Annotated in this window: 12 protein-coding genes; 3 read left to right on the forward strand and 9 right to left on the reverse strand. The window is 57.9% G+C overall.

What is annotated here, in order from left to right:
- Window positions 1-418 precede the first annotated feature (418 nt).
- From msrQ to mrcB, 9 genes are all read right to left on the reverse strand, one after another.
- Window positions 419-1,039, reverse strand: coding sequence for a protein-methionine-sulfoxide reductase heme-binding subunit MsrQ (gene msrQ, locus PSH66_RS24840; protein WP_305427801.1), 621 nt, complete (start codon window positions 1,037-1,039; stop codon window positions 419-421).
- Window positions 1,039-2,052: a protein-methionine-sulfoxide reductase catalytic subunit MsrP gene (gene msrP / locus PSH66_RS24845; RefSeq protein ID WP_003176096.1), complete on the reverse strand. Its 1,014-nt coding sequence runs from the start codon at window positions 2,050-2,052 to the stop codon at window positions 1,039-1,041. Before msrP ends, msrQ begins: the two co-directional genes overlap by 1 nt.
- Before the next feature lie 63 nt (window positions 2,053-2,115).
- Window positions 2,116-2,973, reverse strand: a complete 858-nt coding sequence (pssA, locus tag PSH66_RS24850; protein ID WP_003176097.1) for a CDP-diacylglycerol--serine O-phosphatidyltransferase — start codon at window positions 2,971-2,973, stop codon at window positions 2,116-2,118.
- 144 nt (window positions 2,974-3,117) lie between these two features.
- Window positions 3,118-4,134 carry a ketol-acid reductoisomerase gene (gene ilvC, locus PSH66_RS24855; RefSeq protein ID WP_003176099.1) on the reverse strand — a complete coding sequence of 339 codons (1,017 nt, stop codon included), beginning with the start codon at window positions 4,132-4,134 and terminating at the stop codon, window positions 3,118-3,120.
- Window positions 4,135-4,181: 47 nt separating this feature from the next.
- Complete coding sequence (ilvN, locus tag PSH66_RS24860) at window positions 4,182-4,673, reverse strand: acetolactate synthase small subunit (RefSeq protein WP_003176102.1); 492 nt, start codon at window positions 4,671-4,673, stop codon at window positions 4,182-4,184.
- A 2-nt stretch (window positions 4,674-4,675) separates the two neighbouring features.
- The gene (locus PSH66_RS24865) at window positions 4,676-6,400 is read right to left on the reverse strand and encodes an acetolactate synthase 3 large subunit (RefSeq protein WP_003176103.1); all 1,725 of its coding nucleotides are present in this window, start codon (window positions 6,398-6,400) and stop codon (window positions 4,676-4,678) included.
- Between the two features lie 431 nt (window positions 6,401-6,831).
- Window positions 6,832-7,161: a YqcC family protein gene (locus tag PSH66_RS24870; RefSeq protein WP_003176104.1), complete on the reverse strand. Its 330-nt coding sequence runs from the start codon at window positions 7,159-7,161 to the stop codon at window positions 6,832-6,834.
- Complete coding sequence (locus PSH66_RS24875) at window positions 7,161-7,895, reverse strand: M48 family metallopeptidase (protein ID WP_141063499.1); 735 nt, start codon at window positions 7,893-7,895, stop codon at window positions 7,161-7,163. Before PSH66_RS24875 ends, PSH66_RS24870 begins: the two co-directional genes overlap by 1 nt.
- A 16-nt stretch (window positions 7,896-7,911) precedes the next feature.
- A complete protein-coding gene (gene mrcB, locus PSH66_RS24880; protein WP_305427802.1) occupies window positions 7,912-10,236 on the reverse strand; it encodes a penicillin-binding protein 1B in 2,325 nt (774 codons plus the stop codon).
- Window positions 10,237-10,354: 118 nt separating this feature from the next.
- Here mrcB and PSH66_RS24885 point away from each other — a divergent pair, with 118 nt between their 5' ends.
- The 3 genes from PSH66_RS24885 to PSH66_RS24895 all read left to right on the forward strand — a co-directional run bounded on the left by PSH66_RS24885 (window position 10,355) and on the right by PSH66_RS24895 (window position 12,821).
- Window positions 10,355-11,911, forward strand: coding sequence for a bifunctional aminoglycoside phosphotransferase/ATP-binding protein (locus PSH66_RS24885; RefSeq protein WP_141063497.1), 1,557 nt, complete (start codon window positions 10,355-10,357; stop codon window positions 11,909-11,911).
- Between the two features lie 92 nt (window positions 11,912-12,003).
- The gene (locus PSH66_RS24890) at window positions 12,004-12,348 is read left to right on the forward strand and encodes a pentapeptide repeat-containing protein (RefSeq protein WP_003176108.1); all 345 of its coding nucleotides are present in this window, start codon (window positions 12,004-12,006) and stop codon (window positions 12,346-12,348) included.
- A gap of 200 nt (window positions 12,349-12,548) precedes the next feature.
- On the forward strand, window positions 12,549-12,821 hold the full coding sequence (locus PSH66_RS24895; protein WP_003176109.1) for a TfoX/Sxy family protein: 273 nt from the start codon (window positions 12,549-12,551) through the stop codon (window positions 12,819-12,821).
- Window positions 12,822-13,009 lie beyond the last annotated feature (188 nt).

A 13,009-nucleotide genomic window follows, 5' to 3' on the forward strand; every position in this document is an offset into this window, starting at 1 on the left:
CGGAGTAACTTGTGATGCTGATAATCTTGTTGACTATCAGTCTGACTCCACAAGCACCCACACGAATTGCTTGATTCAGTTGTTAAAGAGCGGTTGGTTAAGATGTTTCGTCTCAACCGAGGCGCGCATTCTACAGCAGCCTCATTTGCTGTCAAGCGGTTATTTTCAGAAGCTTTCGAAGATTTCTTCAACAACTTCAACCACTTGCGCTTCCGATCTCTCGTCAGCGGGAGGCGAATTCTACAGCGTTACACGCTGCTGTCAACACCTCTTTTTCAACTTCCTTTTGACTTCGATGAACTGAAGCGACTTGCTGTCGAAAACTACTTAACTCATTGTTTACCAAGGAGTTTTCCGTTTCGACTGCGCCGGAAGTGGGGCGAATTATAGGCTCCCTGAATCTGTGGTCAAGGGTTAATTACGCTTTTGTTGCAGAAGGCGCTTTTTTCGCAATAAGACGAGGAATTCGCCGCGTCACGAACGGTATACGCAGCACCAGCAGCAGCGCACCTATAGAAGCATAGATAGCCCACTCCTTCAGATCAGCCCGCACAATCCACAACATGTGCAGCAACCCAAGCCCCAGAATCACATAGACCAGGCGATGCAACTTCTTCCATCGGCTGCCCAGCCGTCGCTGGCTATAACGGTTAGACGTGACGGCCAACACCCATAACGACAAGAAACCCAATGCGCCCACAATAATGTAGGGCCGCTTACGCAGTTCCACGCCCAACTGCGACCAATCAAGCCCCAGGACGAATACGCAATAGGCTGCCAGGTGCAGCACCACATAGGCAAAGCACCACAAGCCAAGCTGTCGGCGCACTGCGATCCACCCCGCCCAGCCACTCAACTTCTGCAGCGGCGTCATACACAAGGTGATCAGCAACAGAATCAACGTGCCTAAGCCCAATCGATCAACCAGCACTTTGCCGGGGTCAGGTCCCAAGGCGAAACTCCATGCTTCATATAGCCACAACAACGGCCACAGAGCGGCGGCGATAAAGACACCCATGCGCCAGATGGGGTAACGCATCAATAATTCTTCCGCAGATCGAGACCGGTATAGAGAGAGGCAACCTCATCCGAGTAGCCGTTGAACATCTGCGTCTCGCGTACATTGGGGCTGAACAGGCCGCTCGGCAAACGACGTTCCCGCGCCTGGGTCCAGCGTGGGTGATCGACCGTAGGGTTCACGTTCGCATAAAACCCGTATTCATCCGCCGCAATGCTCTGCCATGTGGTTTTAGGCTGATCGCTGACAAGACTGATCCGCACGATGGACTTTACGCTCTTGAACCCATACTTCCACGGCACGACCAGCCGCAACGGCGCGCCGTTCTGATTGGGCAACTCCCGCCCATACATGCCAACCGCCAGAATCGCCAGTGGGTTCATCGCTTCATCCAGACGCAACCCTTCTACATAAGGCCAGTCGATCAAGCCAAAACTCGAACGCTGTCCCGGCATGCTCTTGGGATCCTGAAGCGTTTCAAAACGGATGTACTTGGCCTTGGAGGTCGGTTCGACCTGCTTGAGCAAGGCGGAGATCGGAAACCCCATCCACGGGATAACCATTGACCAGGCCTCGACACAACGCAACCGGTAGATCCGCTCTTCCAACTGATAGGGTTTCATAAAGTCTTCCAAGGCATAACGCCCAGGCTTTGCGACCTCTCCATCAATCACCACACTCCAGGGTTCAGTCTTGAGTGAGCCCGCATTTTTCGCCGGGTCGCCCTTGTCGGTGCCGAACTCATAGAAGTTGTTGTAGTGGGTTGCATCCTTGAACGGCGTGATCGCCTCGTCCTTGACCGTTACCGCCTGCCATTTCGTTGTGGGCAGTTTCTCGGCAAACCAATTCGGCGCCTTGCCCGGCTCAACATCAGCATAACGCGCAGCCTCGTCCGCACTGGCCCAGCGCGGCAAGCTGCTGGCAGCGATACCGGCAAGCGCACCGCCGAGCAAGCTGCGGCGAGAAAGATAGAAGGATTCAGGTGTGACATCCGATTCGTGGCAATCGGACGCTTTAGGCAATTTGATTAACATGGCAACTCCGCAGCATTGGAGAACTGATGCACCAATAGACTGCGGAGTATGGGGGAAATTACATTAAGGCAATGTTTTGTCCCGGCGCAGATGCAGCAAATATTGAATCGGCCCGGAAGCGGCATAGACAAGGAATGCCAGCAGCAGAATCCGCGGCGGATCACTGAACACCACGGCGAACACCAACACCACCACCAGGATCGCCACGAACGGCACCCGCCCCTTGAGGTCGAGCTCCTTGAAGCTGTTGTACTTGATGTTGCTGACCATCAGCATGCCAGCCGCCGCCACCATCAAGGCCACCAGGAACGACATTTTCGACCCCTGGATGCCGTAGTCACTGAATGCCCAGACAATACCCGCCACCACTCCCGCAGCCGCGGGGCTGGCCAAGCCGATGAAGTAACGCTTGTCGGCAGTGCCCACCTGGGTGTTGAAGCGCGCCAGGCGCAAGGCAGCACCCGCTACATAGATGAAGGCAACCATCCAACCCACCTTGCCCATATCACCCAATGCCCAGGCAAACGCCAGCAATGCGGGTGCAACACCAAACGCCACCATGTCCGACAGCGAGTCGTACTCGGCACCGAAAGCACTTTGGGTATTGGTCATGCGCGCCACACGACCATCCAGGCCATCAAGCACCATGGCCACGAAGATGGCGATGGCGGCAAAGCCGAAATACTTGCTGGCACTCGCCGCATCACCCGCCGCGAGCGCGCTCTGGGCACTCATGGAGTTGATGATGGAATAGAACCCGGCAAACAGGTTCGCCGTGGTGAACAGGTTGGGCAAAAGATAGATGCCACGATGCCGGACCTTGCGGCCTTCCGCGTCATGCCCTTCTTCGACATGTTCATCGATCGGCAGCAGGCTTTCGGCGTCAGAAGCCTGGTTTGGCTCTTCGGGACGTTCGCTCATGGACTTTACCTTGCAACGGTTTGAAAAAATTCGACAAATACATGCGGTGCGCGTTCGCCCGCAAACGATGCAGCTTTATACCAGAACCCGCCCTGCAAACGAAAAAACGCGGCCTAAGCCGCGTTTTCTGTTGATGCGTACGACTTAGTTTTTGGCTTTGTCGACGATCTTGTTGGCACCGATCCACGGCATCATGGAGCGCAGTTGCTCGCCGATCACTTCGATACCGTGAGCGGCGTTGTTACGACGCTTGGCGGTCATCGAAGGGTAGCCGGTAGCGCCTTCGCTGATGAACATTTTGGCGTATTCGCCGTCCTGAATACGTTTCAGGGCGTTGCGCATGGCCTGACGGGACTCGGCGTTGATCACTTCCGGGCCGGTCACGTACTCGCCGTATTCGGCGTTGTTGGAGATCGAGTAGTTCATGTTGGCGATACCGCCTTCGTACATGAGGTCAACGATCAGCTTCAGTTCGTGCAGGCACTCGAAGTAGGCCATTTCCGGCGCGTAGCCGGCTTCAACCAGGGTTTCGAAACCGGCTTTGACCAGCTCGACGGTACCGCCACACAGAACGGCTTGCTCGCCGAACAGGTCGGTTTCGGTCTCGTCCTTGAAGGTGGTTTCGATGATGCCGGTACGACCGCCACCCACGCCGGCGGCGTAAGACAGGGCTACGTTCTTGGCGTTGCCCGACGCGTCCTGGTAGATCGCGATCAGGTCAGGGATACCGCCGCCTTTGACGAACTCGGAACGCACGGTGTGACCCGGCGCTTTTGGCGCGATCATGATCACGTCCAGGTCAGCGCGTGGCACAACCTGGTTGTAGTGAATCGCGAAGCCGTGGGAGAAGGCCAGAGTGGCGCCCTTCTTGATGTTCGGCTCGATTTCGTTCTTGTACAGCGCGGACTGGAACTCGTCCGGGGTCAGGATCATGACCAGGTCGGCAGCCGCAACGGCGGACGCCACGTCGGTCACTTTCAGGCCATGGGCTTCAGCCTTGGCAACGGTGGCCGAGCCTTTGCGCAGACCAACAGTCACGTCAACGCCGGAGTCTTTCAGGTTGCACGCTTGCGCATGCCCCTGGGAACCGTAGCCGATGATGGCGACTTTCTTGCCCTGGATGATCGACAGGTCACAATCTTTATCGTAATAAACTTTCATGAGGTTCCTCTATATATCCAGGCCATCAGGCCATTCACTAATTTGGGTTAAATGCTGAGTACTTTGTCGCCACGGGCAATGCCGGTGACACCACTGCGTACGGTTTCCAGAATCGAGGCCGTCCCGATCGACTGGATGAAGCTGTCCAGCTTGTCGCTTGTACCGGTCAGTTGCACGGTATAAACGCTGGCGCTCACATCGACGATCTGCCCGCGATAGATGTCGGTGGTGCGTTTGATCTCGGCACGCTGGGCACCCGTTGCCTTGACCTTGACCAGCATCAGCTCGCGCTCGATGTGAGCGCTTTCCGACAGGTCGACCAGCTTGACCACTTCGATCAGCTTGTTGAGGTTCTTGGTAATCTGCTCGATCACCTCATCGTGACCCACGGTGGTCAACGTCAGACGCGACAGGGTCGGGTCTTCGGTCGGGGCCACGGTCAGGCTTTCGATGTTGTAGTTGCGTTGCGAAAACAGACCGACAACACGAGACAGAGCGCCGGGTTCGTTCTCCAGAAGCAGGGAGATAATGTGCCGCATGATTAAGTACGCTCCGTCTTGTTCAGCCACATGTCGCGCATAGAGCCGTCTTTGATCTGCATCGGGTAGACGTGCTCGCTGGTATCCACCTTGATATCGATGAACACCAGGCGGTCCTTCATGGCGAACGCCTCTTCCATCTTCGGCTTGAGATCTTTCAGATCGGTGATGCGAATGCCGACATGGCCATAAGCTTCAACCAACTTGATGAAATCCGGCAACGATTCCATATAGGAATGGGAGTGACGGCTACCGTAGCTCATGTCCTGCCATTGACGAACCATGCCCAGCACGCCGTTGTTCAAGCAGACGATCTTCACCGGAAGACCGTACTGCAAGCACGTCGACAGTTCCTGAATGTTCATCTGGATACTGCCTTCACCGGTAACGCACGCAACGTCGGCGTCCGGGAAACTCAGTTTCACACCCATGGCCGCAGGGAAACCGAAGCCCATCGTGCCCAGGCCGCCGGAGTTGATCCAGCGGTTAGGCTTATCGAACTTGTAGTACTGCGCGGCGAACATCTGGTGTTGGCCCACATCGGAGGTCACGAAGGCGTCGCCTTTGGTCACTTCGCACAGGGTCTCGATTACGGTTTGCGGCTTGATGATACTGCCGTCGCCCTTGTCGTAAGGGAACAGGCCACGGTCACCGCGCCATTCGTCGATCTGCTTCCACCAACTGGCAACGGATTCCTTGTTCGGCGTTTCGCCGATGTCCTTGAGCGCGGCGACCATTTCGGTCAATACGCTTTCCACTGGCCCCACGATCGGCACGTCGGCCTTGATGGTCTTGGAAATAGACGCCGGGTCGATGTCGATGTGGATGATCTTGGCATTCGGGCAGAACTTGCTCGCGCCGTTGATCACACGGTCATCAAACCGCGCGCCCACGGCCAGGATCACGTCGGCGTGGTGCATGGCCAGGTTGGCGGTGTAGCTGCCGTGCATGCCGAGCATGCCGACGAACTGGCGGTCCGTACCTGGGAATGCGCCGAGGCCCATCAGGGTATTCGTTACCGGCAGGTTGAGCAGCTTGGCCAGTTCGGTCAGCGGCGCGGAACCACCGCCCAGGATCACGCCACCGCCCGAGTACAGCACTGGACGCTTGGCTGCCAGAAGCATTTCCGCCGCCTTGCGAATTTGCCCCGAGTGCCCACGGACAGCCGGGCTGTAGGAGCGCAGCTTGGCCTTCTTAGGGAAGACGTATTCGAATTTTTCAGCCGGGTTGGTCATGTCTTTCGGGATATCGACCACCACAGGGCCCGGGCGACCGGACTGTGCGAGGTAGAACGCCTTTTTCATGACTTCCGGGATTTCCGAGGCGTGCTTGATCATGAAGCTGTGTTTCACGATCGGCCGGGAGATACCGATCATGTCGGTTTCCTGGAATGCATCGGTACCGACCATGGTGCTAGGCACCTGGCCAGAGATGATTACCATCGGGATGGAGTCCATATACGCAGTCGCGATGCCGGTAATGGCATTGGTTGCGCCTGGGCCGGAGGTGACCAGTACCACGCCGGCTTTACCGGTGGCACGGGCGTAGCCGTCAGCCATATGGGTCGCGGCCTGTTCGTGGCGAACCAGGATGTGGGTAACAGCCGGTTCCTTGAACAGTGCGTCGTAAACATGCAGCAGAGCACCACCTGGGTACCCGTAGATATAATCGACGCCTTCGTCACGCAAAAAGCGGACGAGCATCTCACCGCCAGATAAAAGCTCCACGTTGTTCACCTCTAAAACGCCAGAATACCGTCCGTTGAAAACCGACGGGTCTTAATAGGTTTACTTCTCAACAGAGCATGAGCGACGGTGGTCGCCGACTACGTCAGCACTGACTGAGCAAGTATTGGGATCGTCCCAAGTGTTGCGGGCTTTTCCCACCCAGCGCGAGGTAACGCGTTGCGGGTGTAACAGGTCGGCGCGGATATGCGCCTCATGATCTGCTGAGCGGGCCTGCTTCTGGCAGTCCCGATACAGCGGACTTTGGATTCTTCTGTTTCAGGCCGTTCAAGTCAAGCAATAATTGCGCTTTTTTCCAACTAAGCGCATGAGAACGTAGAAGAAAGGGCTTTGAGGAGGGATAAAACTCGCCTGAATGTCGTCAAGCGGTAGAAATGTGCGCAAGACTGCCGGAAAAACCGGCAGTCAGGCAATTAACGAGCGCCGACGATCAGTTGATCGAACTTTTTCAGCGCATTGCGCAAGCCAAGGCTCTCATGTGGTCGGTCGGCGTAGACCATCTCCGCCATTTCGAGGATGCCCGAGACATTGGGCAACGGCAGGTCCTGCTCGAGGATCTGCTTCATGCGTGCCAGGAAAATCCATTGCAGCCACTGGTGAAAGTCCAGGGTGTCCACCGAAAACGGTTCGACGCTGCTGAGCGCCTCGGCGCTGGGGGACACTTCGTCCCACCAGCCCTGCACGCGCAACTCGCGCTCGATCAGCAATAACTGTTCGGCTATCGCGGGCAACCGTGCATCCATCAGAGGTTGACCTTGGCTTTTTGACGAGCCTGGGCGGCGCCGGCTGCATCGCCCTGGGCGGCGCGCGCATCACCGATCAATGCCCACAGGCTGGCTTGCAGGTCGGGGCGGCCGTTGGCCAGTGAAAGGCCACGACGGGCAAACTGCTCGGCCTGCGGCGCGTCCCCTTGGGCCATGCGAACCTGGGCCAGGCGATACAGCACCTGCGGCTCACGCGGCGCAACACGCTGCGCACGCTCAAGACTTGAGGAGGCGCCGTTCAAATCACCTCCCGCCTGTTGTTGCTGAGCGGTGGTGAGCAAGGCCAGTACCGGACCGTCCAGTTGTTCGTCAGCCGACAGGCCTCCGGCGCTGGATGCCGATGGAATGCCGCTGGGCGTCGACGGCATGCTGTAGCTGCCCTGATTGACCGGCGCCGTCTGAATCGGTGTCGCGTCGATTGGCCCGGAGCTGCTCGGCCCCGGCGTCCATGGCTCAGCACTGATCGGTGCCGACGTAGCAGTGCCAGCGCCCGGCACCATCACCACCACGCCCGAATCCTGCGGCATGGCCTGAGGCTTGGCCTGCGCCGGACGATTGGTCACGGTCTGGCGGAAACCGCCATTGGCCGAAATCCGATCGCTATTGGAAACGGCCGTGCTCGAATCCACCACGGGAATGGAGCCGCGCTGCACGCTGGAGCAACCGCTGAGCAAAGCCAGAGCTGTAATCGCTGGAATACACCACTTGTTCACTTGAAACCCTCTTTGCTTAATTCATCCAGCCCTTGACCCAATCCATCACCGATTCCGCGTCAGCCGGGGCACCGCCCCCGCACGCAGCACCGGGTGGTGGTTCGCTGCCGCGAATATACGGCATCTGTACCGCGCCCGGACAGTTGGCATCGGAGCCTTGACCGGTATGCGGGTCGATCCAGGCCTGCACGATATTGTCCGGCTGCGGCATGTTCAACGGCAACGGATCGGCCTTGCGCATGAAACTGGTCCAGACCTGCAGTGCACCGGTAGCGCCGGTAAACGGCGTCTTGCCATTGTCATCACGGCCCAGCCACACCACCGCCAGCACGTCCTGACCGAAACCGGCGAACCAGCTGTCACGTGAGTCGTTACTGGTACCGGTCTTGCCCGCCAACGTCAGGTTGGAAGGCAGCACTTTATAGACAGAGCTGCCAGTACCTTCGCGCATCACGCGCTGCATGGCGTTCTGGATCAGGTAGATGGAGCCCGCATCGAAACGCTGTTGAATCTGGAAAGGGTAGCGTTTAAGCGGCTCACCCTCGGCCGTCAGCACACTCCGGATCCCACGCATCGGTGTGTTGAAACCACCGTTGGCGAGGGTCTGGTACATGGTCGCGACTTCCATCGGCGTCATTGCACCGGCGCCCAACAGGATTGACGGGAAAGCCGGGAACTCACGGGTGATACCCAGTCGCGCCAGCGTCTTGAGCACATTCGGCACGCCCACTTCCAACCCCAGTCGCGAGGTGGAAATGTTGTACGAATGCGCCAGGCCTTGGTACAGGAACACCGTGCCATGGGAGCGACGATCGAAGTTCTGTGGCGTCCACACCTGGCCATCACCACCCTTGACCGACAGCGGGTCGTCCGACAGCCAACTGGTGAGCGTGTATTTGCTCGGTTTCTCGAGAGCCGTCAGGTAAACCGCAGGCTTGACCAGCGAGCCAATCGGCCGCACCGCATCCAGTGCACGGTTGAAACCGGCGAAGCTCGCCTGGCGACTGCCGATCATGGCCTGGACTTCACCGGTCTCCGGGTTGGTCACCACCATCGCCGCTTCCACTTCGTCCGAACCTTTGCGGCCGGTCAGGCGCTTGAAGGTGTCGTTGACTGAAGCCTCTGCCTTCATCTGCAGGATCGGGTCGAAGCTGGTGAATATCCGCAGACCCTCTTCGGTCAAGTCTTCGTCGCGATAGTCTTCACGCAACTGGCGCTTCACCAGATCGATAAAGCCAGGGAAGGAACTGTCCGCCAACTTGCCGCGCGTGGTCACGCCCAGCGGCATTTTCTTCGCTGCTGCGACCTGTTCAGCCGTGGCAACGCCCTGCTGCTCCAGCACATCGAGCACCAGGTTGCGGCGCTCCAGCGCACGCTCAGGGTTGCGACGCGGATTGTAGTAGGAAGGCCCCTTGACCATGCCCACCAGCAAGGCAACCTGATGCAGCTTCAATTCAGACAGCGGCTGACCGAAGAAAAACTGGCTGGCCAGGCCGAAACCGTGCACCGCACGCTGGCCATCCTGGCCGACGAATACCTCATTGAGGTACGCCTCGAGGATCTCCTGTTTGCTGTAGTGCAACTCCAGCAACATGGCCATCATGGCTTCGGTGAGCTTGCGGGTCAGGCTGCGCTCATTGGTCAGGTAGAAGTTCTTCACCAACTGCTGGGTCAGCGTACTGCCGCCCTGAGTCATCTTGCCGCCTGAGGTGTTCACCCAAATGGCGCGGGCAATCGACTTCGGCGAGACGCCCCAATGGCTGTAGAAATCCCGGTCTTCCACCGCAACCAGGGTTTCCAGCAGGTACGGCGGCACCTGATCGAGCTTGATCAGGATGCGATCTTCAAGGTTTTTCGGATAAATACCGCCGATCATCAGCGGTTCGAGGCGCACCACCGGCAGCTTCGAGCCGTTGAGGGACGACAGTTCGGCCACATAATCACCGGAAAAGCGCACGCGTACCGGCTGGGCTTTTTCCAGGCCTTCATAAAACTGGAAGCCACGCGTGTTCAGGTCGACGGTATTACCGCTGACCGCCGCCGCACCCGGGCCATTGCTCAGGGCTTCGCGGCGGTAGCCCAAGGCGTCGAGTTCGGTGAGAAAATCATCCTTGCTCAGCTTCTGGCCGGTGAACAACTCCAGCGGGCGTGCATACACCTTGGCCGGAATGGTCCAGCGCTTGCCGGAGAATTTTTCCTGGACTACGGCGTCGAGGTACACCGCAAAGCCTGCGAGCACCACAAGGCCCACGAGGCCGAGCTTGAGCGCCCAGCCAAGCCACGGACGCAGGCCACTGGAGGGAGGTTTTTTACGGGAGCGGGGAGATCGGGTTCGAGTCATGGCGGCGGATTATACGCACTTTATTGATGATCAACATGAGCCGGACAGCGGTTTGCACGACCGGCCATAGCGGCCATAATGCCCGCCATGATTTTCCCCAGACTCTGAAGGATCGCCCGTGAGCCAGTCCCTGATCGCAGCCCTGCAAAACCCGGCTTTATATCCTCATCCGGTTGAAGCGTTCCAAGTCATCGAAACCCATATTTCCTGGGTGGTCCTGACCGGTCCGTATGCCTATAAGCTGAAGAAACCGATGAACTTCGGTTTCCTGGACTTCACTGATCTGGAAAAACGCGGTCACTTCTGTCACGAAGAGCTGCGCCTCAACCAGCGCCTGACCCAGGATTTGTATCTGGAAGTATTGCCGATCACCGGCACGGCCGAAGCGCCTCAACTGGGAGGCCAAGGGCCGGTTATCGAGTACGCACTGAAGATGCGTCAGTTCCCGCAAAGCCAACTGCTCAGTACCTTGCAAGCCAATGGCGAACTGACCAGTGCGCACATTGACGAGATGGCCAAGCAAATCGCGCACTTCCACCTCACTGCGCCGAAAGTCCCGCAGGAGCATCCCGCCGGCACCCCGGGCGAAGTGATGGCGCCGGTAAGGCAGAACTTCGACCAGATCCGCCCGTTCCTCAGCGACAAGGCCGACCTGGCGCAACTGGAAGCCTTGCAAGCCTGGGCCGAGAGCAGCTTCGAACGCCTTAAACCGTTGCTGGCAAAGCGCAAGATCGACGGTTTCACCCGCGAGTGCCACGGTGATATCCACCTCGGTAACGCCACGTTGATTGACGGCCAGGTGGTGATCTTCGACTGCATCGAGTTCAACGAACCTTTCCGCTTCACCGACGTGTATGCCGATACCGGCTTCCTGGCCATGGACCTGGAAGACCGCGGCCTCAAGTCCCTGGCTCGTCGCTTCATCAGTCAGTACCTGGAGCTGACCGGTGATTATCAGGGCCTTGAACTGCTGAACTTCTATAAAGCCTACCGTGCGCTCGTGCGTGCCAAGGTCGCGCTGTTCAGCATGCCGAGCGAAGCCAGCCCGGTGCAACGCGCCACGACGCTGCGCCAGTACCGCAACTACGCCAACCTGGCGGAAAGCTATAGCACCATCCCGTCGCGCTTCCTGGCGATAACCCACGGGGTTTCGGCGGTGGGCAAAAGCCACGTCGCCATGCGTCTGGTAGAAGCACTGGGTGCCGTGCGCCTACGCTCAGATGTGGAGCGCAAGCGCCTGTTCGGTGAGCAGCAGGTGGAAAATACACCTCAAGCCGGCATCTATGCCGCCGATGCCAGCGCACGCACCTACGCACGCCTGAACGAAATTGCCGACACCGTGCTGCGCGCCGGCTACCCGGTGGTACTGGATGCCACGTTCCTCAAACATGCACAGCGCGACGCCGCAGCCAAAGTGGCCGAGGCCACCGGTGCGCCCTTCCTGATCCTCGATTGCAATGCGCCACACGCCGTGATTACCAGTTGGCTGGCGCAACGTCAGGCAGATAAAAACGATCCGTCTGACGCCACCTTGAGCGTTATCGAAGAACAGCATGCCAATCGCGACCCCCTGACGGCCGAAGAACTGCTACTGAGCAAACGCGTCGAAACCAATCAGAGCGGTACCCTCGATGCATTGGTCGCGCAAATTCGCCAACGCATGCCGGGTCTGTAAGAAAAATTTCTTGGTCGTGTCGTCTACTGGGCGCACGACCCAGCAATAGTGGCACTATAATGGCGTCATAAATCCAACAGGAGTTCGTCATCATGAGTCACCCCAAGCTTCTTGATACCCCGCTCTACTCGCTCCTGCACAAAGACGATATCCGAGGCTTCAACAAGGAGCGCCCGAACGACGTCACCATCGACATGCGCGGTGGCGATTTTCGCGGGCTGGACCTGCGCGAATTGAATGCCACAGGCGTGGATTTCACGGATGCCTATTTCCGTTCCGCCGATTTGCGCGGACTGGATTTGCGCGACTGCTCGCTGGAAGGCGCCAGTCTGGCCCATGCACAGATTTCCGGCACCTACTTCCCGGCTGAATTGACTGCCGATGAGATCCTCATGTCGGTCAATTTCGGGACTCGCCTGCGCTACCGCACCAAGTAACCCCTACGCTCCATCCCCAGGCCTCGCCAGGCATGCCTGGGGCACGCGCGTGCGCACGTCAAAATTTTCGCGCCATTCTTATAAGCTTTTGAACCGTTTCCGAGCAAAGAACTACACTTTTCCTACTGAGCGCTACACTCCTGTTCAGGTCTGCTGGTCACGATACCCACCGCACCATTCGGCCGTTGCAAGGAGGCTTGATGAACGATGAGCTGCAACACCTGAAAAACCTCGGCAAGACGTCAGCACAGTGGCTGCACGCGGTGGGCATCCACAGTGCGTCCGATTTGCGTCGGTTGGGAGCGGTCGATGCCTATCGAGCCGTAAGGAGTCGTGGGTTCCGAGCCTCGAAAGTGCTGTTGTATGCAATCGAAGGGGCATTGATGGACGTGCATTGGAACGACATTCCTGCAGAACGCAAAGAGGCGCTGAACCGCCAACTGGACGCCATTTCGGCGCGCCAGAAAAATTAACTGAGCCTGCAGACTCAATGTTCATGGGACTTTCAAACGAACGTTTGAGAAAAAACCCGATCCATTCAAACCAAAGATTGACTCACAAATGAGAATCGTTATGATTATCACAACTGGTCGCGAGATCAGCCGATAACTGGAAGACCATTGGTTCGGACTCTCAGATTATCTCCTCATCAGGCTAATCA

This window comes from Pseudomonas sp. FP597 (assembly GCF_030687435.1).
In the GTDB taxonomy this organism is placed as follows: domain Bacteria; phylum Pseudomonadota; class Gammaproteobacteria; order Pseudomonadales; family Pseudomonadaceae; genus Aquipseudomonas; species Aquipseudomonas lactucae.

Coding starts and splice junctions, on each gene's coding strand:
- msrQ (WP_305427801.1), bottom strand. CDS start 1,039: ATGCGTTACCCCATCTGGCGCATGGGTGTCTTTATCGCCGCCGCTCTG.
- msrP (WP_003176096.1), bottom strand. CDS start 2,052: ATGTTAATCAAATTGCCTAAAGCGTCCGATTGCCACGAATCGGATGTC.
- pssA (WP_003176097.1), bottom strand. CDS start 2,973: ATGAGCGAACGTCCCGAAGAGCCAAACCAGGCTTCTGACGCCGAAAGC.
- ilvC (WP_003176099.1), bottom strand. CDS start 4,134: ATGAAAGTTTATTACGATAAAGATTGTGACCTGTCGATCATCCAGGGC.
- ilvN (WP_003176102.1), bottom strand. CDS start 4,673: ATGCGGCACATTATCTCCCTGCTTCTGGAGAACGAACCCGGCGCTCTG.
- PSH66_RS24870 (WP_003176104.1), bottom strand. CDS start 7,161: ATGGATGCACGGTTGCCCGCGATAGCCGAACAGTTATTGCTGATCGAG.
- mrcB (WP_305427802.1), bottom strand. CDS start 10,236: ATGACTCGAACCCGATCTCCCCGCTCCCGTAAAAAACCTCCCTCCAGT.
- PSH66_RS24890 (WP_003176108.1), top strand. CDS start 12,004: ATGAGTCACCCCAAGCTTCTTGATACCCCGCTCTACTCGCTCCTGCAC.
- PSH66_RS24895 (WP_003176109.1), top strand. CDS start 12,549: ATGAACGATGAGCTGCAACACCTGAAAAACCTCGGCAAGACGTCAGCA.